The sequence below is a fragment of the Nostoc sp. C057 genome (genome assembly GCF_013393925.1).
Taxonomy (GTDB): Bacteria; Cyanobacteriota; Cyanobacteriia; order Cyanobacteriales; family Nostocaceae; genus Nostoc; species Nostoc muscorum_A.
In genome coordinates this window covers 4294130-4320015 of sequence record NZ_CP040281.1, presented here as the reverse complement: position 1 = coordinate 4320015, position 25886 = coordinate 4294130, and the positions used below count along the sequence as shown (strand labels likewise).

The window sequence follows — 25886 nt, the reverse complement described above, 5'->3', positions numbered from 1 at the left end:
TTCTAAGATACAAGGTTGGGTGGAGGCTTTGCGTAACCCAACCTACTAGCGCTTTATATCGCGCAATGCGTGAAAATTACTGTTCACCAGCAGCAGTAATCTTTAGTTTTATCGAATACTTCGGTGGCGCAACTTCTAGTTCATTTATTTTATTTATAATGTCTGTTTTTGTACCAGAATAAACGAATTTGATAAACTCTTCACATGAGCAACCCACTCCCCTCATCATGAGATCAAAGACGAAGAAGTAAGACAGCGAACTCTTATAAACATTTATAGAATCAACGAGTGAGCCTAACGTGAACTCATGCAGAGTTTGCTCTGTCCTACTAGCTTTAGCTGCTTTTGTAGCAAGCCCATGTATATTCTCTATAGACGTAAAAAGACATCCCAAATTAAGGATTGAAGATTGCTCTCCCTCAATAAGCTCTCTATATCTTTGCAAACCAATAGTAAAGTCAAAGATTGACTTTGCATCTAACTTAATCTGTCGGTATAATATTTTTTGCTGTTCATGCTTTGGAATTGCTTCTAGGGAGGGGTTATACATTAAGTATTTTATGCACTCATCGCCACATCCTTTGTCTATATATAACTTATTCAAATCCTCAAGGCGATTATGCTGTACTCGATCGAAAGACTTATAAGCTGAAGTTAGATTATAGTCAGAGTTACTAGCTGGAAATAATTTCTTAGCTTGAAGCAAGATACCATTACTAAAACTATTATTAGGTTCAATATTGTCTCTATACTCGACAACAATACCAATATCTGACTGAGTTAGATCATGCTCCTGGCGCTTATTGTAATCAGTTGTTGATATAGAAACATCAGCATGTAAAAGACCCCCATTTTTCTTAAGATCATTATTCAAATCCAACAGACTATAAGGAAGTTGATGTAACTGTGAGCCACGTTCATCAAGTAATTCACATAAAATTGAAGTTATATGTTCTTCATTCGGTAGAAAACCAAATAAAAACCTCTTTGCTAGGAGTGAGTCTATACCCTTAAAGTATTTTGAAAAGCATTGTGCTTCATAAGGACCAAGAACTGGAATTTTAGGTGATTGTATTGAAGCTGAATTCATAGATACATTGCGGGCTAATTGACTGATTTAAAGCATTGGTATCAAGTAGAACTATATCTATTTAGTGAGAAGAGTGCGATCGCTGTAGACATCGCTCTACAGATAAAGTTCCCTTTCATGGGTATATTATATCAATATATCAGATATGATATAAATACAGTATGGGAGATCAAAGTAAACCTTTAGTTTGGTTACATGGTGAAGTTAAAACCCCACCTTTCACTCAAGAAGCACGCATAGAAGCAGGTGTTCTGCTCAGACAATTACAGGAAGGTGAATCCCTTGGGTTGCCACATTCACGCCCTATGCCAAGTATAGGAATTCACTGTCATGAATTACGTATTCGAGATGCAGATAAAAACTGGAGAATCATTTATCGAATTGATGACGATGCAATCTTGATTGTTGAAGTCTTTAATAAAACAACGAGGACAACATCCAAAAAGATAATTGAGGTTTGCAAAAAGCGTCTGAGCAAATATGATACCGATCAGCAGGAGTAATGTGATGGATCAAGCAAAGAGAGAACGTTTGGAATCTAAAGGCTGGAAAATTGGCACAGTTTCAGATTTTTTGGAGTTAACACCTGAAGAAACTATGTTTGTTGAAATTAAGCTAGCTCTCAGCCAAAACTTGAAGGAGCGTCGGCAAAAACTGATGACTCAAAGTGAACTCGCTGCTAAGATTAGTTCCAGCCAACCTCGGATTGCTAAAGCTGAAAATGGTGATGCTTCAGTATCAATTGAATTGTTGATTCGGGCAATGTTAGCAACAGGTGCAACTCCTCAAGATATTGGGCAGGTGATTGCTGATGTGGGGTAAAAGCAATTCTATGCTAAACTCTCAAACTTCTCTTTGCGTCTCTGCGTGAGATAATTCAAACAGAAAACAAAACACTTCCCAACTTTTCACGCCCCAAGCGATCGCTCACTTTCCCCCGACAAACAACCTGAACCCCATTAATATAAACAGCTTGCACAATCTCATCCGAACCACGCTTAACCATCCGAGGTTCACCATCTAAAACGGGATCTGATATCTGCATCTGCGGGCTAATTGGCTGATTTAAAGCATTGGGATCGAGTAAAACTATATCTGCTTTCGCACCAACTTTCAGAACTCCCGTATCCAGACGAAACCAACCAGCAGGTTCTCCGGTAACGCGGCAAATCGCAGCTTCAGGTGAAAGAAACTTCGTTGCAACTGCTTGTTTGAGCAAAGATAAAGCTCCATCATAGTAGCCCAGGTTACGCACGTGAGCGCCAGCATCGGTAAAACCAGGCAAAATATGAGGATGCTGCATCATCGCTAAACGGGGTTTTAGGCGATCGTTTGCTCCTGTTGCCACCCAGCGTAAATCTGTATCGTACTTTTGTAATGCGTGGATAAATAAATCCACTGGTTCTTGTTGCTTTTGACGAGCAATTTGGGCAAAACTTAACCCTTGCCAACTTGCTTCGGGACAGTGAATAACTTCCATCAAATCTAATCGACGATGGAATGATTTACGCCGTTTACTCAGCCATTCTTGGCGAAACTGACGACGAAATATTTCCGATGCCCATAGTTGTTGTCTTTCTTCTCGTGACTGACAGCCATTAAGTTGTGCGCCTGTGGAGAATTCTTCAAATAAGGGAGTCACAGATCCATCAGAGTAAATGGTGAAGGGTTCGGTTAAGGTTTGAAAGCGGACATTACCATTGAGAAGCCGATTCCAAATAAATAGTAGGGGGGAAAATATTCGCCATAGTTTGCGATCGTGTACGGCATCTAAGGCTGAGAGGACAGTTAGCCGCAGTGGTTTTTGTCCAATTCCTGAACCCATCCGCAGAATATCTACAAAGGAAGCGAGCCGTTGTAAATTGGGTGTGACTTGAAAAACGCGATCGCACCGACGACACAAATCTGACAACATTGCATATTCTTGAAATTTCGCGTGTTGAGAGGGAATTGTACAGCCTTGCCATTTTCCACTCATCCGATGCCAGGGAAACATATCAATAGAAATGCCAATAAAGCCAGCATCTATTGCATCTCTGGCTATGCGCTGCATAAGATTTAGTTCAAATTTAGTAGGCTGAACGGTTAAACTACGTTCTAATCCCATCACATGAGCGCGTAAGGCACTGTGTCCAAACATTGGGGCAACATTGGGGCCAAGGGGTAACTGTTGCAAATGCTGTAAATATTCTGCTGGTGTCTGCCAGGAAACCGACTTTTGTAGCCATTTTGCAATCAGCCGATGGGAAAGTGTCTCTACCCTCTGAAAAATATCAGCCAGGATTTGGGGTTCTGCGATCGCAACAGACAAGCTACAGTTACCAATAACCACGCTAGTAACACCATGACGAACTGATTCACTCAATCCTGGTGCAATTTCTAACTCTAAATCGTAATGAGTATGAATATCTATAAATCCAGGTGTTACCCATAACCCAGAAGCATCAACCACTTCACGCGCTGGGGTAGTTAATGAGGGTGCAAGGGTGACAATCTGTCCGTTTTGAATGCCAATATCTCCGCGAACAGGCAGAGAGCCTAAGCCATCAAAAATTAATCCGTTTTGAATCAGCAAATCCAACATGATTCTTTGTTGCCTTTTGGTTGTTATTGGATCTGTTTAGGGTAATTATAGGCTGGGAATTTATTGGAAATGGCGATCGCTTGTGATTGAGTCAACTTGCCGATAACTGCCCAAGTACATACAAACTAAATACTCCAGAGTTAACGGCTCAGTTAGCTCTCACGGCTGTAACCAGTCACGATCTGGTTTTGTGATTTGACGAGCATTGTTGTATGCCATATCAAGAGTAAGACAAGTTGAGACTCGGTAAAAGTTTGAATGTCTCTCGGCAACTAAAGCCAGAACTGCTCGCGGAGGGTTTCCAAAGGATAAAGGCAGAAGTAATTGAATCTGTCCTCTGTAGTATTGGGGAATAGCTGTCTTGTAATTCCTGCGAACTCTTTGTTTTGCGTTTTCTATTGCTCCGTTTAATAAATTTTGAAGATCGTAATCATTCATAGATTGGTACGGCTCTGGAAAACGTTCTTTATTTTCTGCAATAATATGTTCTACATTTACCCTTAAATCTCTTCGCGTGTCAAAGATAAGTGAGGCTGGATCGTCAAAATAATGGGCTATATCAGGAAGTTCAGGAAAGCTATTTGACTCCCAACGTCCCCGACGAAACCAACTCTTAAAAAACCAAGGTTGTACATCTGTTTTGCGATTAACTTCAAACGAAGCATAAATTGCTTCTTGGCTAGGTGTGACAAGACCTGTGTTAAAACAACTGTACTGACCATCTTCAGAAAGGGCAATCTTTCCCTCTTCAGCAACCTTTCGGTAAGTGTAACGAATGTAATTGTAAAGAACTGGAAGAGGGTGATCCGCAGATGTATTTTGATAATCCCAATCTTCTGCTTCAGCATCTCTTGCTAGATTTTGAAGACTAGCATACATATCTGGGACAAATGCAAATGTAAAAAAATCTTCAGGCCACATATTTTGTTTGAAGTTTGGAGATTAACCGATGCCAGAGTGAGAGCGAAGGACAAAAGTTAGCAATGGCTCATATATTGTTTCCCGACCTGGTAAATTACGTTTTCAAAGCTACTAAACTTGCAAAAAAAATTGAGTTTACCTTAGTTGTTTAGCAAATGCTATAAACTTGAGACAAAGCTCAAACTTGCTGTCTTCTCTAATAAAGTGTTAGCCAGCTATCGGAAGCTCTTCAAGCACTTCTTGCTCCTCCACCTCTTCTTCTGCTGTTGGACGACCAGCAGATGGGCGTTCCGCAATTAATGGAGTCACGTCGCTCCATTCTTCCATACGAAATACGTGAACTCTGCGAACATATTGGCAGAAAGTGGGCGCATTTGTTTTCAGCGCACCCTGAAGTTGCATTAGAGCAGATATTGGGTCTTTTTCTGTTTCGGTGTGATAGAGAGAACCTTGTGGATGGGCTGTGAATCCACATTTAGCTAGAGCTGCGGGAATTTCCACCTGATAAACATTTGTAATTTGAGATTTAGTAAACCCATCATTTTTCATCCCCGCAGTGTATAAATCAAATGCAATTGCGTACTGTGCCATCTTCTTCATATATAACTAAATTTTATCCAGCATACTCTAACAGTAGATTTCTGCCCACTGCGAACATCTACAATAGAGTTTTTGGCAATCAATATTTGATCTGATACTTAGAATTATTACTTGATTAGTCGTATCTGAACTACTAGCTTACCAGTAATTCAGTTAACTACCGTGATTCCAATGCTCAGTTTTAACCCAGTGCGATCGCTCCCTTTGTACACACATTTTTAAAGTCGTCACAATCATCACAGGAATCCAATGCACCATGTAGAATGAGCCTTGAATTGTTGCCCAAAGCAAAGACCATCCTCGTAAATTTTGAAATTGGTAAAGTCCAGCAATAAAGGCAATTGTCAAAATGATGCTGAGTAGTGTCTGGAGTGGAAACAGAACTGGATGATGGCTATAAAATATTGTCCAAAGTAAATCTGGTATTAGTCCAATTGGTAGAAGAAATTGCAATATAAAAAATAATAGTAAATCAATTTCTTTCGCCCAACCTAAAGTCAGAATTTGCGGAAAATAATCTAGGTAACGCTGATAGCCACCTTCAGCCCAACGACAGCGTTGATTCCAAAGTTTTTCCCAAGTAGTTACACCTTCTTCCTGAATTGATGGAACTGTAACAAACTCAATTTCTGCACCTGCTAAATAGAGTTTGAAGCAAAGATCCAAATCATCGGTGACAGTGTTCTCATTCCAACCTTGACACTTTTTTAACAATTCCCGACGAACTAACATCCCATTACCCCGCAGTTCAGACATACCACCAATAGCAATGCGATGGGTTTGTAGAAAGCTATCACAGTTCATTTCCATCTGCTGGCAACGGGTTAAGAAATTGGTATTAGCATTAGAAATCGCTTTTCGTACTTGCACTGCACCGATCGTTTGCTTCTCAAATAGAGGTACAGTTTGCCGGAGAAAATTGGCAGGTAACTGAGCATCTGCATCACAGACTAGGATAATCTCTCCTTGGGTAAAGGGAAACACCGCATTCAAAGCCCCTGATTTACCACCTTTTGATTCCCGTCGATGAACTTGTAAAGATGGAAATTGAGTTTGTAATTCCCTCAAACTCTGGGGGGTTTCATCGGTACTACCGTCATCAACAACCCAGATATCTAGCGAATCGCTGGGATAATTCAATTGGCATAAGCTGTAAACTAGATTAGCCAAGACTAAACTTTCATTTTTAGCTGGAACTAAAATCGAGACTGGCGGTAAATAAATCTCACTCTCCATCACCGCCGCTACTGGTTTTGCTAACAGCATCCGTAACGTTTGCACAGTCAGGATTGCCGTTAATCCCAGCATCAACCATTGTGTTTCTGGTAGCCAGTGCAGCAAACTCACGCCACCCCAGACTAACAAAACTATTATGGTTGCTTTGAGACGGCGATGAAAGCTAATATTTTTATTGGGTTGATAAATGCTTCTTCCCACTTTATTTGCTATATCCTTTCAGTTCGTGGCTTAGTCCTGCGACGTAATAATAGCATCGTCACTGCTCCTAGAAGGAAACCACCTACGCCGGCTGCAACTGCTAGAATACGCCCCAATTGTTGAGCAGCGTTCAACACTGGGTTATTCAGCAGATTTGAGGAAAAATGCAGCGATTGAATCGTCCATTTATCTTGGAGTTTTTGCAGCACTGCTGTCCATCGCAACGCCATATCAGCCGCTTTGCCATCTTTGAAATAAAAGGATGCGATCGCTTCTCCAGAGGCAACATCTATATCTGGAGTAAGAAATGTTCTAAGAGTATCTCCCTTCAATTGCATTTGGATATCTTTAATGGAACTGGAAAACTGCTGATTCCAGTACTTTTCAAACTCAGGAACTTTGTGAAAAATCTGGTTATCAACTGTTGTGATTGTGAAATTTGGGTGTAAATAAGGCTGTATTTTGGCAAAATCGCGCGTGTTTAGGGCTTGCAGGGCAATATCCCGTGTGCGAATAATTGCATTTATCTCCTGTGGGTTGACATCTGCTAGAGCGTATTGGGGTTGATTCCAAATTACTAACACTAACAAAACACTCCAAAGTAGCTGAGTGCATTTGTATATGCTTGCCTGTCTCTGTTTCATCATCTAAAAACCTGTAGATTGAGTGACACTTACCGAGAATTTTTTAATGTTACTACCCACATTCAGTACTTCTTTTTGTTGGACATAAAGAAATACAAAAAGAAGTGCTGATGAAGTCAATCATTTTTCTCTAACCCTGATTTTAGGTTAGGTATTTTCATTAATCTATAGTTGTTGAGAATCAGCCTGTGTAAAAGCCAGGTTGTTTGAGAACTTACCGTGAAAAATCAGATAGATTAACCAGTCAACTTTATTACACCTTGGGTCACAAGATAAGCTGTTGCGCCTTTAATTTGCACTAATATTTTTTCAATATGATTGTGGGGTGGGCATTTTGCCCGCCCTGATAATGCAAGTTGTATACGTAACAGCTTACTTGCAAGTAAGTGAGGCACAAATGCAGCACTCACGCATTAGATAGATGTTTCTATCTCCAGCCTTACCCTCAAGAATTTTCCCTTGTCAATTCGCTACGAACTTATGTAAAGTCGGGTTTAAGTATTTTTACTAGTAGTATATTTATCGATAAAATATTGAGTTTATACTTGTTTTTCTGGCTTTTCATCAAAAAAGCGCACCATACTTTATAAAGTAATGTGTAATTACGTATTTTTCAGTAAAAATACTGATCCATTAAGCAAGTAACTAGCTTTAATATGGTTAGTTGACAGCTAAAAGCGGTGACGACCCTCTTGAATTAACAGAATTGGTATTAACTAATAAGTACTAATGCACCAATTTGTTGGTTTTGGGATTTAACCAAAACTTACCTAACTGCACTTCAAAGCCTTTTCCAACAAGAGGTTATTCTTCATTCTGTCGAGTAACCGAATCTCCAAAGTCTGTGTTGGTGGGTCAAGTACCCATTTTTTGAGATATCTGGGGATAAAGAATTCTGCTGTCTTTGTTGTACCTTCAGACCACTGTTACAAGGATTTATGACTCAAGAACAATTGACAATGACGACGCGGAACAAACTCCTGAAAATCTTGGCGATCTTTGTTTTGGCAGTGGCAGTTACCTTTTATGGGGGTCGTTATGCGATCGCTGATGAACCGCCACCCAATGCCTCAATTATCTGTGCAGAAACTAGTACTTTAGAAAAGAACTTGCGAGGCAAACTGGGCAATAAACTGCTCACATACGAAGGTTGTCCGCAAGAAATGGGCGCTTGGTATATGCTACCGATGGCCAAAAACGAAAGCGATCGGATGCAAGCTGTTCACGCAGCGCTATTACCCAACAATAAAGTTCTTATTGTCAACGGCAGCAGCAACCGCAACCGTGTCACAACAGAAGGCAAGATCGAAGACGGTGTTAATACTAAAAATTATGATGTCGTCAATAATACCTCTATCTTCGATCCCTCCCTTTCCGATTTGTTAATCGAGAATGCAAAGCTAGATTTCAACATCTCTCCTTTCCAGCGCATTGACTCACCCCTAGCAGAGATAAACGGTGAAAGCAATGACCCTTTCTGTTCCGGTCATTTACAGCTGCCCAACGGAGATGTACTATTTATCGGTGGTAGTCGAGTATATTACCCAGGTGTACGCTTCGCCGGGTCAAAACAAGCCAATATTTATCACTGGCAAGAAAAAGATTGGCAAAAACAAGACCAAAATATAAAGAGGTGGGAAAACCTGGGTTTAACCAAGGATGGTCACTGGTATCCTACCCTCATTCCTCTAGCGGACGGAGCGATCGCTTCTTTCTCAGGATTCACAGCCGATCCCTCTCAGATTGTTAGCACTCTGGTAGAAATCTACGATCCTAACTTGAAGACTTGGCAATCTATCGATGTCAAGAATCTTCCCAACAATCCGTTTCTAACTCAAATGAATGACGAGAGCTTCGGCTCTGACATCATAGACCTCTATGCCCGCATACTACCCACCAAACAGAAAAACCGATTCATCATCACTGGTGATGGCGGTGGTAAAAATGAACCGAAGATTGCACACGCAAGTACCCACAGCTATTTTGTAACGTTCAATAAAGATCAGGATGGAAAGTATTCCATTAGCTTCGAGCCAGGCCCCGATAGACTAGCAATCAACAAAGTCTATGGCACTGCTGTTCTCGACCCTAGTTCTCCTAACGGGGATGTTTTGTTATTGGGTGGCATCATGGGTACCAATAACATTGGCATTGGCCCTGGAAAAGATGTTATCAAGGGAGCAAGCATCACTGCTAGCCTAGAGCGTTGGAAAGCACCACAAGACGCTAGTACTAAAGGTTCATGGGAGATCGATAATGACTTCTTGGCCAAAATCGATGAAGACATTCTGCTGAATACTGAGGATATTGTCGATGGCAAGGTGAAGAAATTCCCACTGAATTATAAGTATGTGAAACAGTCTTCAAAATTGGGTCGCTATGGCAAACGAGCTATGGAACAGGCGGTTATTCTACCCACCAAAGAAATTTTGGTGGTCAATGGAGGTAACTACGCCGAAACTCGTCCGGCTTACAACCCCACCCTGTTGATTCCCGATGCGACTAAAACCGGACACCAAGGCTTCCGTACCAAGCTGATGAACCCGGATGTTGAACCCAGACTTTATCACAATACCGCTTTGCTGTTGCCAGATGCACGGGTGTTAGTCATGGGTGGTAATAACTCTCGTGCTGCCAGATTTGATAAAGATGGAACAGTTCGTCTGGATACCAAGAACGATTTTGCCTTTGTTAATAAAGGCACTGATGGCAATAGCGGTGAAATATGGCAACATGCCATCTTTTACCCACCCTATCTCTTCGGAGAGAGCGATCGCCCAGAAATTGCGATCGCTCCTGAAAAACTCCAATACGGTGCGTCTCAAACTATCTCTGTGAGCAATGCCTCTACAGATCAACCAGGTTCTATAGTGCTTGTAAAATTGGGATCTGTCACCCACTCCTTTGACAATGGTCAACGATTGGTAGATATCCAGATCGACAAAAAACAGATTAAATACTTGAGCGCACAAGAGCAACAACTAGGTGGCTTGAAATACAACGCTAGCATTCCCTTCACCGCTCCCACCAACGACCACTTTACTCCACCTGGCTACTACATGCTGTTCTACATCAATAGTGCCGGAAAGCCTTCTCACGCCAAGATTGTGCAATTAGTAAATAGCTAATTTTCTCCTCATTAATTCTTCCAGAAGGGAGATATTTGTAGTAGTTTTTTAGACTGACTACTTATCAAATATCTCCCAGTCCGGCTCTCAACCAGACAAGTTTAGATAAATCTGAAGTCAGGAGTTATTTATGACAAGCGAAATCAAGGAAATTGACATCAGTAAAATCGTCGAAATTGCTACCCCTTTTGATGATTTTGAACATGAAGCATTATTGGATGAGATACAGGGCAACATCCTCAAGTCACACGGACGAAACCATGCTGTTTATTTGTTCTTAAAATTCGAGAACGATATTGAAGCCGCCAAGCAATGGATTGGCAGTTTTACTCACAGGTATGTCACCTCAGCGCTGGAGCAAGCCGAGCAGGGAAAGCTGTATCGCCAGAAGAAAGATGTACCAGGTAAACTATTTGCCAACTTCTTCTTGACAAGGGCTGGTTATATGCACTTAGGGTATGGCTACCAGAATCTGCCCAATGAAGACGCATTTCGGCAAGGGATGAAAGATCCTAATATGCAGAATGAACTCGGCGATGATTCCAATCAATGGGAGGATGGGTTTAAAAATAATGAAATTCATGCTCTCGTTTTGCTTGCAGCTGATAAGATAGTTGGCCCCAGAACCGAAGAAGCAAAGCTTGAGGAGCGGAGGGATCAGAGTAAGCTGTGTCAGCAACCTGCTCTCTTGAAATACAAAGTAGAGGCAATAAAAGGAGAGTTGGATGCGATCGCCTCTATTGTCCACGAGCAAATAGGTTATGTCCTCAGAGATGAAAATTCTGGAGAAGAGATCGAACACTTCGGATTTCGAGATGGAGTCAGTCAACCGTTGTTTCTGAAGCGCGATGTTGACAAAGAAAAAGAACATAGCGACTTTACCAAATGGGACCCCCGCGCACCCCTAAGCTTGGTTTTGTTCAAAGATCCCTTGGGTAAAAAACAGGAAAGTTACGGTAGCTTCTTGGTGTTCCGTAAACTGGAGCAGAACGTTAAAGCCTGGAATCAAGATGTTGTCAAAAACCTGGCCGAGAAGCTGAAAGGTTCAGGAGAAGTAAATGCACCTTTAGCAGGAGCATACACTATGGGACGCTTCCAGAATGGAACACCAGTAGCGATCGCTCAGGCACCAAGCGAGGATAAAAAGCCTGAAACTAACAACTTTAATTATCAAGATGATCCGCAAGGTTTCAAGTGTCCCTTCCATGCCCACACTCGCAAGGTCAATCCCCGTGGGGATACATTAGCCCTTGTATCAATCCCTCTAGAAGAGGAGAAGATGCATCGGATTGCCCGTCGTGCAATTAACTATGGCACTCTCCCCAGCAAAGAGCCAGAAAACGATGCTGGACTGCTGTTTATGAGCTTTCAAGCCAGTTTAATGAACCAGTTCAACTTCATGCAGAAGGCATGGGCTAAAGAAAGGAACTTTATCAAGCGAGATGTGGGAACAGATGTAGTTATTGGTGTAGAAAAGAAAGGAGACGACAACATAGCCGTCACGGAGACATACAGTTGGCCAACTAAATGGGGTGATGAAGAGCAGACTGAAGCCGACTTTAGCCATTGGGTAACTATGAAAGGCGGAGAATTTTTCTTTACCCCTTGTATGAGTTTCCTCAAGTCGCTTGCTCCCGAACCCAGTCGCCATATAGAATTTCGCGGAGTCCCTAAAAAAGAGATCGAAGTGGCTCAAGGCATAATCAATGAACTTCAGAATTACAAGCAGAAGAACTGGGCAATTGGTCTAAACGGAGATACCGTTGAGCCGGACGGATTTCTCACCTTCTTCAACCAGCGAAAGCTCTCATTTAAGTTTTATTTGCAAAATCGAGTTGGATTGGGTGAATACTCGGCTTACGATGAGAATATCAAAACCCTAAATCGCTACATCGCAGATGTAATCGATCAAGAGAGCGATGCTTGCGAATATAAGATCGCTGAACTAGAGGAATACAAAGACCGGAAGTGGGCAATTGGTCTCAATGGAGATACCAGTGAGCCAGACGGATTTGTTAATTTCTTTGGCGAACGAGAGCTACCATTCAAGTTCTTTGTGCAAAATCAACGTGTTTCATTGGGTGATTACTCTGCCTACGATAATAATATCAATACGCTGAATAACTACATTGGTTCCCTCAAATAGTTAGTAGGTTTTAACGGAGTTTACTTTATCAAATAGAATTCAGGAGTCAGGAGTCAGAATTCAGAATGAATTCTGTATGAGTGGCGGATAGCGCAGCGTTAGCGAGTCTGCGAGCGTCTGAATAATCGGGTTTAATACCCCCAACAAATCTACGATTTGGTGGTCAACAAGAAAGTCGTGGGACTGAATCCCCGACTGATAGCGGAGCGGTAGCGAGTATTCGAGCGTCGCGTCTTGATTCTGACTCCTGTTAGCGGTAGCGGGGCGTTTAGCCCATTCTGACTTCTGAATTCTTCTTCAATCAAATGACCGTTGTGAAGTGCGATCGCTTTCCTGATCGCACTTCACCCTATATCACTCAATTTTTTATTTTGTCATAGGCGCGATCGCTCATAAGATTTTTGTCTTATGAAGCAAGACGACGTAACACCATGAGAGAGCGGTCTGTAACTGGCACAGTTTGCTCACCCATAACCAACTTTCCTGGGCTAAGGAAGCGAGATTCATTGGTGTCAATAACTATTTCCCATTCCCTGTCTTTGAAAACATTGGGTAAAGCAAACTCAATCGTCTCGTAGTGAGCATTAAAAAATAGCAGAAAGCTTTCATCAATAATCCGTTCACCACGGCGGCCAGGAGTAACAATGCCCTCACCATTCAAGAAAATTTCCATAGCTTTGGCATAACTAACTAGCCACTGCTTTTCAGTCATTTCGCTGCCATCGTCATTAAACCAACCAATATCACTGATCCCAAAACCGTGAATAGGACGGCCTTGAAACCACTTACGCCGCCGAAATACTGGATGCTGATGACGAAAATAAATCAGTTCGCGGGCAAAATCTAGTAGTTCGGAATTAGACTTTTGTAAACTCCAATCGCGCCAGGCAATTTCATTATCTTGGCAGTATACATTGTTGTTACCCTTCTGAGTGCAACCAATTTCATCTCCTCCTAATAGCATGGGTATGCCTTGAGACAGCATTAGAGTTGCTAAAAAGTTGCGTCGCTGACGTTGCCGTAAGCGGATTACATCTGGGTCATTGGTTTCTCCTTCTACACCGCAATTCCAAGACCGATTATGGCTTTCCCCATCCCGACTATCTTCACCATTGGCCTGATTATGCTTTTCGTTGTAGCTGACCAAATCATTGAGCGTGAAGCCATCATGAGCAGTGACGAAATTAATACTGGCACTGGGATTACGCCCGTTTGCTTGGTAAAGGTCAGGGCTGCCAGTAAAACAATAAGCAAATTGTCCGAGGCTATCATCCTCACCACGCCAAAAATCCCGCACAGTATCACGATATCTGCCATTCCATTCAGACCAACGTAAAGGAAAATTGCCAACTTGATAACCGCCTTCTCCTAAATTCCAAGGTTCAGCAATCAGCTTTACATCTGCCAGAACTGGATCTTGATGAATAATATCAAAAAAAGCTGCGAGATTATCTACTTCATATAGTTCTCGCGCTAATGCTGAGGCTAAATCAAAGCGAAAGCCATCAATATGCATTTCTGTTACCCAATAGCGCAGACTATCCATGATTAACTTCAGAACTTGGGCATGACGCACATTTAGGGAGTTGCCGCAGCCTGTGAAGTCCATGTAGTAACGGGAATTATCTTTGACCAAGCGGTAGTACACAGCATTATCGATGCCTCGTAGCGATAATGTTGGCCCTAAATGATTGCCTTCGCCAGTGTGGTTATAAACTACATCTAAAATTACTTCAATGCCAGCAGAGTGTAAGTCCTTGACCATCTGCTTAAACTCGGTCACTTGTTGTCCGACTGAGCCACTAGCACTGTAACCGGAATAGGGGGTGAAATAATTAATGGAATCGTAACCCCAATAGTTTTTGAGTCCTTTATTTACCAGAAATCCTGGAGAAGATAAAAAGTGATGCACAGGCATCAATTCCACAGATGTGATTCCTAGTTGTTGGAGATATTGAATTGCAACTGGATGTGCCAGCCCTGCATAAGTACCACGTAATTCTTCTGGAATTTCTGGGTGTAGTTTAGTAAAACCTCTAACGTGAGTTTCATAAATAATAGTTTCGTGCCACGGTATAGAAAGTAGTTTGTCATCTCCCCAATCAAAAGACTGATCGACAACAATACACTTCGGCATAGTTTCGGCATTATCTAAATCGGAAAAAGCTAGGTCTTGTTCTGGCGCATCTAAAGAGTAGCCAAAAATGGCTGCGGTATCGCTAATTTCCCCATCAATTGCCTTGGCATAAGGATCAATTAATAGTTTATTAGGGTTAAAGCGATGACCAAGTTCTGGGGCCCAAGGGCCATGTACTCTAAATCCATAGCGTTGCCCAGGCCCTACTCCTGGTAGATAAGCGTGCCAAACAAAATTATTTTTTTCTGTTAAAGGCAAGCGATTTTCATGATTATCAGCATCAAATAAACAAAGTTCTACACCTGTTGCATTTTCCGAAAACAAAGCAAAATTCGTACCTTTTCCATCCCAACTAGCACCCAAGGGATATACATTCCCAGGCCATACAGCTACATACATAAGCGAATTACCAAGAACTAATTTTACTGTTAATAAAAACTTTGTAGATGTGTTTAATAGTAATTAATACAAGTTAATATTAAGGTTAAACTTAATAAGTTTAAATTAACCAAAAATTACTATCTTATTGCAATTACTATCCTTAAAAAGTCTTAAAATCTGATGATGGCAAGGATCTATTTACATTTGGAAATAGAATTTTTCATCGTTAATTGATAATATTGGCAACATCCTTGTTACTTTTGAAGTCATAAAATATGCTAACAAGTTTTTTTGCAAATATTTTCAGTTTTATAAATTTACAAAAAATAGCAAATACCGACATCTATCAAAATGAATAAATCTATTTATATCAGCGTGTAGATTTACTTAAAATATCTTTTATGAGACCATCATATAGATTTTTGCACTTTACTTATTGTTGTAATATTTTTATCTGATAGCAAGCATCATCTTGAGTGATAGAATTGCCCAATAAATATGGATTTCCTTTAGCTAATGCGTTGTTGTGGAAGAAATAAATTTACTATTTACTAAGTGTGCTTATGTATTTTTGGCGATAAAAGATACAGATAAAAGTTAAACTACGGGATAAAAGCAAGAATACGTTGAATTTTAAAGAGAAATATCACCTTACCATTTATGCCATTCGGTATATGTGCGTGAAGCGCAATAGCGATTAACTTAAATATTAGGAAAATGCGCGAATTGGCTGGGTTTAAGCTAAAGGGAATCAATAAAAGCCCTTTGGCTTACTTTTTGAGCAATGGTATTTACGTAAAGTCTCACTGCCTGCGTTTTTCAGCCTTGGGAGTTTTTAACAAGCTCACTAAGTTGTTATGCTGCCGTGTTCAGGCAAAATCTCTAGTAGAAATCAACCTGTATTAGGAAGTGGGCGATGCACATTGGATTTCTCAACCCTCAAGGCAATTTTGATTCAAACAATAGTCACATAAGCAAACACCCAGATTTTGGGGGTCAACTGATCTACGTTAAGCAAGTCGCTATAGCGATAGCCGAAAAGGGACACAAAGTAGATATTCTCACCCGTCAAATTATTGATCCGGAATGGCCAGAATTTGCCGAAGCGTTTGACACTTATCCAGGAATCGATAACATCCGCATTATCCGCTTACCAGCTGGGCCAAAAGAATTTCTTCCCAAAGAGTTGTTATGGACTCATCTGATTAGTGATTGGGTACCCAACATCTTGAAATTTTATCAACAGCAAGGTGGCTTACCCGATGCTATGACTGCTCACTACGCCGATGGAGGGCTGTGTGGCGTTTTAATTGAAGAGGATACAGGCATACCTTTTACCTTTACTGCTCATTCTCTCGGTGCCCAAAAGATGGACAAGCTGGAAGTCACTTCAGAGAACTTGTTAGAAATAGATGAGCAATTCCATTTTAAATATCGCATCCTAGCCGAACGCTTGAGCATGAATCGCTCGGTCGTTAATATCACCAGTACACGACAAGAACGCTTTCAACAATATTCTCATCAAGTCTATACGAGTGCAGTGGATGTAGACAACGACAACTGCTTTGCAGTGATTCCACCGGGAGCAGATTTCTCGATTTTCGGTGCAAAGGCACGTTCCGAAAATGAGAAAGCAACTGAAGAATTCATTCAGGAGCGATTGGCACGGGACATTGCAGAAGCCCGTCGAGATTTACCCGTTATCGTAGCATCCAGTCGATTAGAGCTTAAAAAAAACATATTAGGGCTAGTGCAAGCATTCGCAATCAGTCCAACACTTCAGGAACGAGCTAACTTGATGTTACTTACAGGGGGACTGGACGATCCCTTACGAGAAGAGGCTAGTGACAGCATAGCTGAAGAGGTATTAGCCCCCATTCGAGAGGTGGTCAAGGAAAACGACTTATGGGGCAAGATTAGTGCATTTGGCTTGTCAGATCAGTCTCAAGAGTCACTGGCAGCAGCCTATCGGTTTATGGTTAAACGCCGCTCGGTATTTGCGCTGACAGCACTTTACGAACCCTTTGGACTTGCTCCTTTAGAAGCAGCAGTTGCAGGTTTACCAGTGATAGCAACCAAGAACGGTGGCCCTAGCGAAAGCTTGCGACAGGGAAATAAGGAATATGGCATACTCGTAGACCCAGAAGATCCTGCTGATATTGCACGAGGCTTGGAGCGGGTGCTATGTGATGCTCAAGAGTGGGACTATTTTGCCCAAGCTGGTCAGCAACGGGTGCTGAAGACGTACAGTTGGGAATCTACTGCTGAAAACTACCTGACTTTGCTTGAGCAGATTCTGTCTTTACCGGAAACCCGCGATCGCGCTGAACTCCTGCCCATCCATCTCTACTTTCGTAATCCAGAATCGCAGACTGATGTTTCTTTGGAAGAATTAAGCGACCTCTACTTTGGGGTTAATTAATTTTGAGGTGTAGCCGCACAGGTTAATGCTGTTTGTACCTGATTTGGAGATTGATTTGTAATTAATTCAATTTTACCTTGGGCATTACGTCGCCAAGATGTAGCTTGAACAAGTATTTCTGGGGATTTATGTATTTGTACTTTGACTAGTTGTGTTGTGTGAAATGCAGAGATGTCGCGGATGTCTGACCAAGTGCGATCGCTGCTAATTTCCTGTGTCGGATTTTGCGGTATCCCACCTCTACCTGTGGCCACAAAAGTACTACCACTGTTATTTGCACATCCTGTAGCGATTTTTTGGGAAGGATCACTAACATTTACAGGTAATTCCACTAGACCAGAATTGGGGTCAAAACCAATAATATTAACGTTAACTGTACCATTCACTCCAAATTGTGAACTGGCGGTGATATCATTTTCTAATGTTAGTTGCGGACGATATTCTAAACCAAAAATCCCCTGAGTTGTAATTTCAATATTTCCGCCTTTACCTTGGAAAGCATTGGCAATGATATCGCTGTTTTCCCAGCCGAGAATGATAGGTGAATTAATAGTAATGTTACCACCATTGCCAGCAGCACCAGCTTCAGCATTAATGAAGCTACCATTACGTATGAGCAAATAATCGCGGAGTTGGAGATTTATATTGCCTCCTTGACCAGCTTTTGTAGATGCGGAAAGACTACCATTGTTGAGATATAAGGTATTGGCATTAACGTTTAAGGTACCTGCATCACCTTGAACTTCATTTTCGACAAAAACTCTTGCCCCATCACGAATGGTTAAGTTAGGAGTATTAATTGTGACACTGCCTGCATTTGCCTTGGAGGTACTATTGTTACTAATGTTTGTAGAAGTTCTCACTAGAAATAAACGGGCAATCGCCCCAATATAACTAGGATTGTCTGCGTCTTTCATGCCCCTAACATCAATTGACTCAGTGGCATTAATGGTAAGATTGCCAGCATTCCCACTACTCACACTCGAAACTGAGACTAAACCCCCATCTTGTATTGACAATTTCCGGGTATCTAAATGTAAGTCTCCTGCATCTCCTGGGCCAAAAGTATTCGCTGATAGCAAGCTGATAAAAAGCGATCCAGGAGGAGAATCCAGACTTGAGACATTCACACTATCAGCAGTAACTTTAACATTGCCACCCTGACCGCTAGAAAAGCTCCTAGTACCAACATTAGCACCGCCCAAAATTGAAAGGCTATCAGTAGAAATCGATAAATCTCCACCTTGCTTAGTTCCAAAAGCAGCAGCAACAAGCACACCAAAGATCGGAACAGTAGATGGATCTTTAGGATCGACCCCACCCACAGACACTGCATTGGCATTGATTGTGATGTTACCACCACGGGCCGAATTATAGCTACGATCCATAACAATTGCCCCGCGATCAATGGTCAATGTTGGAGTTGTAATCACAATATTTCCTGCGGTTCCTGATAGTAAAGCTTCATTGACTATGCCACTGGAACTGCGAAAATCTGAGGATCTACCAACTACTTGTAGCGATTCTGTAGCATTAACAGTAATATCACCTGCTTTACTGTTGCCTAAATTTTGTACTACCAGCAAAGAACCATCCCGAAGATCGATCTGTTTACCCTGAAGTTGAATCGAACCGGGGCTGGTTCCGCGTACAGATGCAACAGCACGTTGACTCATTTGGATATTACCAAAGCTAGAGCCAATACTTGGATAGCTAAACGTTAATGCTTGCGGCGTGAGATGGATATTTGCACTGCCTTGGGTAATGCTGCCAAGTTCGATTCGTCCTCCTGGTGCAGAAAGAAAGCTACTATCGAGAACGAGATCACCACCTATCAAAGCTAGTGTTTTTTCAGGTAAAACCTGCAAGCCATTTGTACTAGTTAATCCAGAAACAGAAGTTGTGGGGTTCAATCTACTATTATTTCCCACTCCTTGCACGGAAATAGTTCCCGGATTGCCCCCAAGTTGTAACCCTACAGGTACACTCATAGTTAACAATGGGGATTTAGTTATGTTGGTGCTAAACTCGTTGCCATCAGCAAATTGGATGCTATTAGCGGTTGTGCCGACAAAAGAACCACCAACGTTTAAGCTAGCATTTGCACCAAATATAATCCCCGCCGGGTTGAGTAAGAAAAGGTTAACACCGCTATTAGTGTTGATAGAACCATTAATATAAGAAATACTATTACCAGTGACGCGACTAAAAATATTTTGAATGTTGGAATTATGACTGAAAGTTGCAGAACCACCTGTAGGAATAGAGAATTGGCTAAAGCTGTGAAATAAATTATTGCTAACAACAGTACCGCCAGTAATGTTGTAACTATTACTGCCAGACACAGTGGTGTTGAGAGTACCATCAGGCGTGATCTGCGCTTGAACATTGCTGTTACCAATAGCAGATATGTAGATTGCACCAATTAAGCTTAAGTTAGCAAAAGTTATTTTCATCAGCCAAATTTGTAATTATTTATCTTGTGTCTAGTTTTCCCAAAATGAATTGAGCAATTTGGGTAGCTGTGTAATATTATGGTGAGTTTTTTTCAGTTTTGAGTAATAGCAGCACAAATTAATAATGGTGGTAAATAATTTCTTGGTTGAGGCAGGGGGAGAAAATAATGGCTGAACATATACTATTACTTGCTTACCCTGCCTCTACGCAGGTTAAGGTTTTTATGCTTAACTAAAGCGTCTTGGTTCATATCTCCAACAAGTTAACTTTGAGTTTGAGCCAAAATTGGTAAGCTAATGACAAATTCTGTTCCTTCACCTGGGGTAGAATTTACATTTAGAGTGCCACTGTGTTTTTCTACAACAATAGAATGAGCGATCGCTAATCCTAATCCCGTTCCTTTCCCAACACCTTTAGTCGTGAACAGATGGTCAAATATTTTTTCTTTGACTGACTCGCTCATCCCCACCCCATTATCAGCAATCTTTACTTCGACCTGTTGAGATTTTAAGGAGGTGGTAATTGTAATTCGATTCGGATTAGCTTTAATATCCTCAAATGACCGACCTGTATTTGATTCATCTAAAGCATCAATAGAATTCGCTAGGATATTCATAAATACTTGATTTAATTGTCCTGGAAAGCATTCAACTGGCGGCAAGTTACTGTAGTTAGTCACTACCTCAATTGCTGGACGGTTATCATTAGCTTTAAGACGATGTTTTAAAATTAGAATTGTACTATCAATCCCTTCATGAATGTTAAATGGAACTTTGTAATCTCTATCGGCACGAGAAAAAGTTCGGAGGCTCGTACTAATATTTTCTAGCCTCTCACAGGCCATAGTCATCGAATCAATTATTTTGGGTAAGTCTTCTAATGTATAATCCAAATCAATTTCTTCAGCATGGTTGATGATTTCTTCACCCGGCTCGGAAAACTTTTCTTGATACAGTTTTAAGTGTTCATAAATATCAATAAAGATGGGTTTTGCTTGTTTGAGACTGGCAGCAATAAAGCCTAAAGGATTATTCATTTCGTGAGCCACCCCAGCCACTAAGTTACCCAATGCAGACATTTTTTCGCTTTGGACAATTTGTAATTGAGCTTGTTGCAAATCTTGTAAAGCTTGGCCGGCTTGCTGATAAAGTTGGGCATTTTCTAAGGCAATTGCTGCTTGGGAAGATAGTAGGTTAATCACCTGTAGCCGATTAGTAGTAAATACCCCTTGATTCAGTTGATTTTCTAGGTAGAGAATCCCCACCAAATGACCTTGGTTAATAATAGGTGTACATAATACACTTTGAGGTTGATGTAGGAGCATATATTCCCCAATGACACCGGGAATATTTGTTTTGCAATTATCTATGATGACGGTTTCTTGAGTATTTTTAACGTAATTGATCAGTTTTATCGGAATCTCTTGACAAGCGTCTAGTAGTTGTGAATCAAGAATGGTTTTGACATCAATCTGAGAATTTGACTGTTGATCGATAAAGGTAATTGCCCGCACTTGCCAAATATCTTCTTGAGGAAGAATTAATACAGATGTTTTTGCACCTGAATTTTCTAGGATAATGCGGGTGAGGCTGCTGATTAGTACGTCTAATTCGATACAACTAGAGATAGTTTGAGCGGCTTTGAGAATGCAGGTCAAATCTAGAGTATCAGAAATATTAGTACTGCTGGTAGCGTAAGTAGATATACTGCCAATAGTGGCTATGCTTTCTAAGGGATTAAAGTTGAATTCTTGCTGTTGCAAAATGGGTTTGAGTAATTTGGGATAGCGTTTTTCCAAGTCATCAGTTTTGGCTTTTGCTCCCCAACGGGCATAGCAGTAATATGCCTGTTGCAGATATCCTTCTGCGGCTTTTTCTTTACCCCATTCTAGGTAAAATTTGGCAGCAAGCTCGTTAGCGATCGCTGTTTCCTGAACATAGTCATTGGCGATCGCTTCTTGGATAGCGATTTCATAATAATCTGCGGCTTGTACGCGATCGCCAGTTACACGAGCTTGTTCAGCCAAAACTAAATTGTACTTATGCTGATAATTGACTGGCGCATGATTTGCCCATTCTTGCATTTTTGCTTGGTTTTCAGCTACTTTCTGGAGATAAAGCTGTTGCTGTGCTTCATTTGCCTGAGAACAAAGAGCTAACAAACTCAAAGATTGATAGAAATTTCGCAAAGGAACAATTAATAAGCCTGCTGCTCCCTGCTCATATTGCTCAAATTTTTGGGAATATTCCCAAGCAGACTCATATTCTCCAAAAAGATAAGCTAGGAGAGTTTTTGCTAGATAGACATAACAAATACCATTAATATTGTTAGTTGCAATCAAAGTTGGTAACATCTCTTCTTCGTGAAAATGTTTACCAATTAAACAGCAGGAATTAACCGCTTCTCCTTGTAAATTTAAAACTGTCTGCCGCCAGATATTTCCCCAAACTAGAGATACTTCTTGTTTAAGTTGCTGCATTAGATCGCAATATTTATCTGCCTCCAGCACCGCATTTTCTAAATTTTCTCCACTCCAAAAGAGAAACTGACTATAGCAATTAGCACAATAACCAACATATTCTAAATTTCCAGTTTCTAACCCACTTTGCAAACCATCTAAAAATAAACCTAATGTAGATTTAATTGAATCTTTCCAGTGTTTAATAAATAGGCTGAATGTGAGGTAAACTCTACTTTTAAGTTCTTTAGTTTGAAAATTATCTAAAAGTTGTATTGCCAGTTTACCAAAGCTATATCCATCTTCAATTGCACCAATACTGCACAAAAATAATCCATAGAGACTGTAAGCTACAGCAGCCTGTGGTGAGTTGCCAGATTGAATACAAATTTTGATCATTGTAAAAATCTTGAGTGGCAGCAACATCGGTTTGGCTATATAAACCGGGGCAAATAAACCCGATAAAATGCGAAGTCCAACTAATTTTTTGGGATCGTTTATTTCTGGCATATCTGCCAATGCTGCAATTGATTGATGAACCAACATTTGTTGCAACTGGTCATATTCATCAAAAATCATTTGAGTATTACCGTCTTCAGGTAAGGTCAAATCTAGTAATTGGAGTGCTTCTCTACCTGTGGCTATTGCTTCAATGAATTTATTTTGCGCCGTATAAGACTGGATTTGAATCTCATAAGTACGAACTTTTTCTAATGGAGATTTGGCGTTTTTAAGGATAATCTCTACTAATGATTTTGATGACTCAAAGTTTGTATTCAGATATTCTGCTTCAGCCGCAGATTCGTAAACAGCAAGGGCCAAATCGTAGTTACTTTGCCAAGCATCTATCGGCAATAGAAGCATCGCAACTTTTAAATATTCGACTGCTGTTGCATAAGCAGTCGAGTTTTTGGCTTTACAACCAGCTATTAGATTTAACCGGGCCAGATGTTCTCGTTCGCCAGGTTCTTCCAACAACTCCAATCCGTAATTGAATTGGTTAACGATCGCAAAAATCCCTTCTTCTTGCTGATGCAAAGGTGTATTTTCCAACAACAATTGCCCAATTTGCAGGTGTGTTGACTGTTTTTGTGCTTCTGGAATAAGTGAATAAGCAGCTTGCTGGACGCGATCGTGTAAAAATTTATATACAACCATCTCAGAATGTTCTTGAGTAGCTGCTTGATTTTCTGAACCAACAAAAAACTTATAAACCTCACTTTGCGGCAAAATCAACCCTTCTTGCAAAGCCTTCCACAAACAATCTGCGGTTTCTACCTCCGATTGTTTGGAAACAATCGCTAATGTTTTTAAATCGAATTGATTCCCAATACAAGCAGCTAGCTTCAATTGTTGTTGAGTTTCTTCTGGTAGTCTTCGTAATTGGAAGACCATAAACTCAACAACATCATCTGCTAAAGTTTGCTGATTTATTTGGGAAATATCGCATTGCCAGCATCCCTCTAAAAAATTGAATTGAATTAGTCGGTCTTGATGCAATGATTTGAGAATCTGAGTTGCAAAAAATGGATTCCCTTGAGCTTTACGATCGACCAATTGCGAAAGAGATAATGCCACATTCTCTGCACAATTTAACGTATCTGCTACAAGTTGATTCAATTGTAATTGGTTTAGTGGTTTTAGGGTAAGGCTATTTACAGTTACACTTGTTTTGCGAATTTCATCCAACATCACTATCAACGGATGTGCTGGAAATACTTCATTGTATCGATACGCACCAATTAACAACAAATATCCCTGATTAGCTTCATTCGTTAATAATTGTATTAGTTTTAATGAAGCTGAATCTACCCACTGTAAGTCATCTAAAAATATTACTAAAGGATGGTCTTTAGTTGTAAATACTTGGAGAAATTTCTGAAATAATAAATTAAATCGGTTTTGGGCAGCATTACCTGATAACTCTGGTGCAGGGGGCTGTTTGCCAATAATTCTTTCTAATTCAGGAATTACTTCAATAATTACTTGACCATCTTCACCTAATGCTTGAACAATTTTATTTTTCCATTCTTGTATTTTAATACTGCTTTCTGCTAGTAACTGCTCCATAAAATTACGGAAAGCTTGAACAAATGCCGAGAAAGGAATATTCCGATTAAATTGGTCAAATTTGCCTTTTATAAAATAACCACGTTGACGAACAATAGGTTTATGGACTTCGTTAACAGCCGCAGTTTTACCAATTCCAGAAAAACCAGCTACCAATGTTATTTCTGTTGCACCCAGGCTGACATTTTCAAATGCTTTTAGTAGGGTTTTTATTTCTAATTCCCGTCCATAGAGTTTATCAGGGATAATAAATCTATCGCACACATCCCTTTGAGCAATTGTGAAACTTTCAATTTTACCTGTTTTATTGAGTTGAGCCAAACTCGTTTCTAAATCATACTTTAATCCTAATACGCTTTGATAGCGGTCTTCAGCATTTTTTGCCATCAACTTGCTAACTATCTCCGAGATGACAGCCGGAATTTGTAAGTCAATTTTATGTATTGAAGAGGCTATTTTAGCAATATGAGAATGCACCAATTCCATTGGGTCATTTGATTGAAAAGGTAACTCACCTGTGAGTAACTCGTAGAAAGTTACACCGAGTGAATAAAAATCCGTTCGGTAGTCAATGCCTCGATTCATTCTCCCTGTTTGTTCTGGAGAAATATAAGCTAGGGTTCCTTCTAATACATTGGGACTAATTAGGGTTAGTGTTTCCCTTGGTAATAGAGAGGCAATACTAAAGTCAATTAATTTAACTTCTTTGGAATGAGGATTAATTAAAATATTGCTCGGTTTGATGTCTTTATGAATGATGCGCTCAGTATAGAGTATCTCTAAGGTATTACACAGTGCGATCGCTATTTGTAAAAACTCTTGCAAAGACCCCAAGTTTCGCGTCTGGTTATGAGTAAAATAATCTTTTAGAGAAATGCCACCAAAATCTTCCATCACCAACACATAGCCATTTTGATATGCTTCCAGGCTGTAAGTTTGGACAATTAAGGATGAGTTGAGATTTTTGCCAATGGTGTACTGATTGCGAAACTGTACCAGTTCATTAAAGGTGGGATATGAATTTTTCAGCAGTTTGATCGCTACAGGTAATGAGTCACTTTCTCGATACCCACGATAAACAATGGTTCTCGAACCATTGTAGATTTCTCCAATGACTTGATATTTGGGAATACTAACCTGAGTGCTGAACATACTGCTAAATCATAGTGATTTCTCAGTTTATTGTTCCCAAATTAGTAACGTTACACTAAGGTTAATTGCTAAAGATTACAGTTTCATAGTCTGACTAGTGGTGTGTCCGATTAAATTTGAGAGAGAAGAGAACGAATCGCGTTAGCGCAGCGTAGCAAGAAGGGAAATTGAAGTATTTATCCAACCCAGCAAAATTAATGGAACAGACCACTATGATTGATCAGCAGGAGCGGGAATTTGTTACCCCGCCTGCTGTTAT

14 protein-coding genes are annotated in these 25886 nt (G+C 40.5%); 5 read left to right on the top strand and 9 right to left on the bottom strand.

Features of this window, described 5'->3' with window-relative positions:
- Nucleotides 1-76: 76 nt before the first annotated feature.
- A complete protein-coding gene (locus tag FD724_RS18450; RefSeq protein ID WP_179073615.1) occupies nt 77-1090 on the bottom strand; it encodes a hypothetical protein in 1014 nt (337 codons plus the stop codon).
- 161 nt (nt 1091-1251) lie between these two features.
- Here FD724_RS18450 and FD724_RS18445 point away from each other — a divergent pair, with 161 nt between their 5' ends.
- Both FD724_RS18445 and FD724_RS18440 read left to right on the top strand, forming a co-directional pair.
- Nucleotides 1252-1593, top strand: coding sequence for a type II toxin-antitoxin system RelE/ParE family toxin (locus tag FD724_RS18445; protein ID WP_179073614.1), 342 nt, complete (start codon nt 1252-1254; stop codon nt 1591-1593).
- A 4-nt stretch (nt 1594-1597) separates the two neighbouring features.
- A complete protein-coding gene (locus FD724_RS18440; RefSeq protein WP_179073613.1) occupies nt 1598-1912 on the top strand; it encodes a helix-turn-helix transcriptional regulator in 315 nt (104 codons plus the stop codon).
- A 55-nt stretch (nt 1913-1967) separates the two neighbouring features.
- Here the strand turns inward: FD724_RS18440 and FD724_RS18435 are convergent, their stop codons facing one another.
- The 5 genes from FD724_RS18435 to FD724_RS18415 all read right to left on the bottom strand — a co-directional run bounded on the left by FD724_RS18435 (nt 1968) and on the right by FD724_RS18415 (nt 7216).
- Nucleotides 1968-3674, bottom strand: a complete 1707-nt coding sequence (locus FD724_RS18435) for an amidohydrolase family protein (RefSeq protein ID WP_179073612.1) — start codon at nt 3672-3674, stop codon at nt 1968-1970.
- Between the two features lie 159 nt (nt 3675-3833).
- Nucleotides 3834-4595 carry a DUF3825 domain-containing protein gene (locus tag FD724_RS18430; protein WP_179073611.1) on the bottom strand — a complete coding sequence of 254 codons (762 nt, stop codon included), beginning with the start codon at nt 4593-4595 and terminating at the stop codon, nt 3834-3836.
- Nucleotides 4596-4802: 207 nt separating this feature from the next.
- Nucleotides 4803-5186 (bottom strand): hypothetical protein, encoded by a 384-nt coding sequence (locus tag FD724_RS18425; protein ID WP_179073610.1) that lies wholly within the window; start codon nt 5184-5186, stop codon nt 4803-4805.
- Between the two features lie 162 nt (nt 5187-5348).
- Nucleotides 5349-6632: a glycosyltransferase family 2 protein gene (locus tag FD724_RS18420; RefSeq protein WP_179073609.1), complete on the bottom strand. Its 1284-nt coding sequence runs from the start codon at nt 6630-6632 to the stop codon at nt 5349-5351.
- A gap of 8 nt (nt 6633-6640) precedes the next feature.
- Nucleotides 6641-7216, bottom strand: coding sequence for a nuclear transport factor 2 family protein (locus tag FD724_RS18415; RefSeq protein ID WP_256874306.1), 576 nt, complete (start codon nt 7214-7216; stop codon nt 6641-6643).
- A gap of 998 nt (nt 7217-8214) precedes the next feature.
- Here FD724_RS18415 and FD724_RS18410 point away from each other — a divergent pair.
- Together FD724_RS18410 and FD724_RS18405 are read left to right on the top strand one after the other, a co-directional pair.
- Nucleotides 8215-10404, top strand: a complete 2190-nt coding sequence (locus tag FD724_RS18410) for a galactose oxidase early set domain-containing protein (protein WP_179073607.1) — start codon at nt 8215-8217, stop codon at nt 10402-10404.
- Between the two features lie 130 nt (nt 10405-10534).
- Entirely contained in the window at nt 10535-12550 is a 2016-nt protein-coding gene (locus FD724_RS18405; RefSeq protein WP_256874305.1) for a Dyp-type peroxidase domain-containing protein, read from the top strand.
- 406 nt (nt 12551-12956) lie between these two features.
- Here the strand turns inward: FD724_RS18405 and glgX are convergent, their stop codons facing one another.
- Complete coding sequence (glgX, locus tag FD724_RS18395; protein ID WP_179073606.1) at nt 12957-15086, bottom strand: glycogen debranching protein GlgX; 2130 nt, start codon at nt 15084-15086, stop codon at nt 12957-12959.
- An 898-nt stretch (nt 15087-15984) separates the two neighbouring features.
- Here glgX and FD724_RS18390 point away from each other — a divergent pair.
- On the top strand, nt 15985-17490 hold the full coding sequence (locus FD724_RS18390; RefSeq protein WP_179073605.1) for a glycosyltransferase: 1506 nt from the start codon (nt 15985-15987) through the stop codon (nt 17488-17490).
- On the opposite strand, the gene FD724_RS18385 is transcribed toward FD724_RS18390, so the two are convergent.
- On the bottom strand, nt 17487-19946 hold the full coding sequence (locus FD724_RS18385; RefSeq protein WP_179073604.1) for an S-layer family protein: 2460 nt from the start codon (nt 19944-19946) through the stop codon (nt 17487-17489). The two genes, FD724_RS18390 and FD724_RS18385, sit on opposite strands and share 4 nt — an antisense overlap.
- Nucleotides 19947-20209: 263 nt before the next feature.
- Nucleotides 20210-25627 carry an AAA family ATPase gene (locus FD724_RS18380; RefSeq protein WP_179073603.1) on the bottom strand — a complete coding sequence of 1806 codons (5418 nt, stop codon included), beginning with the start codon at nt 25625-25627 and terminating at the stop codon, nt 20210-20212.
- Nucleotides 25628-25886: the final 259 nt, after the last annotated feature.

What these genes read in the sequence shown, in the direction of transcription:
- FD724_RS18440 (WP_179073613.1), top strand. Translation starts at nt 1,598, where the DNA reads ATGGATCAAGCAAAGAGAGAACGTTTGGAATCTAAAGGCTGGAAAATT.
- FD724_RS18380 (WP_179073603.1), bottom strand. Translation starts at nt 25,627, where the DNA reads ATGTTCAGCACTCAGGTTAGTATTCCCAAATATCAAGTCATTGGAGAA.
- FD724_RS18410 (WP_179073607.1), top strand. Translation starts at nt 8,215, where the DNA reads ATGACTCAAGAACAATTGACAATGACGACGCGGAACAAACTCCTGAAA.
- FD724_RS18405 (WP_256874305.1), top strand. Translation starts at nt 10,535, where the DNA reads ATGACAAGCGAAATCAAGGAAATTGACATCAGTAAAATCGTCGAAATT.
- FD724_RS18425 (WP_179073610.1), bottom strand. Translation starts at nt 5,186, where the DNA reads ATGGCACAGTACGCAATTGCATTTGATTTATACACTGCGGGGATGAAA.
- FD724_RS18385 (WP_179073604.1), bottom strand. Translation starts at nt 19,946, where the DNA reads ATGAAAATAACTTTTGCTAACTTAAGCTTAATTGGTGCAATCTACATA.
- FD724_RS18450 (WP_179073615.1), bottom strand. Translation starts at nt 1,090, where the DNA reads ATGAATTCAGCTTCAATACAATCACCTAAAATTCCAGTTCTTGGTCCT.
- FD724_RS18435 (WP_179073612.1), bottom strand. Translation starts at nt 3,674, where the DNA reads ATGTTGGATTTGCTGATTCAAAACGGATTAATTTTTGATGGCTTAGGC.
- glgX (WP_179073606.1), bottom strand. Translation starts at nt 15,086, where the DNA reads ATGTATGTAGCTGTATGGCCTGGGAATGTATATCCCTTGGGTGCTAGT.
- FD724_RS18390 (WP_179073605.1), top strand. Translation starts at nt 15,985, where the DNA reads ATGCACATTGGATTTCTCAACCCTCAAGGCAATTTTGATTCAAACAAT.
- FD724_RS18430 (WP_179073611.1), bottom strand. Translation starts at nt 4,595, where the DNA reads ATGTGGCCTGAAGATTTTTTTACATTTGCATTTGTCCCAGATATGTAT.
- FD724_RS18445 (WP_179073614.1), top strand. Translation starts at nt 1,252, where the DNA reads ATGGGAGATCAAAGTAAACCTTTAGTTTGGTTACATGGTGAAGTTAAA.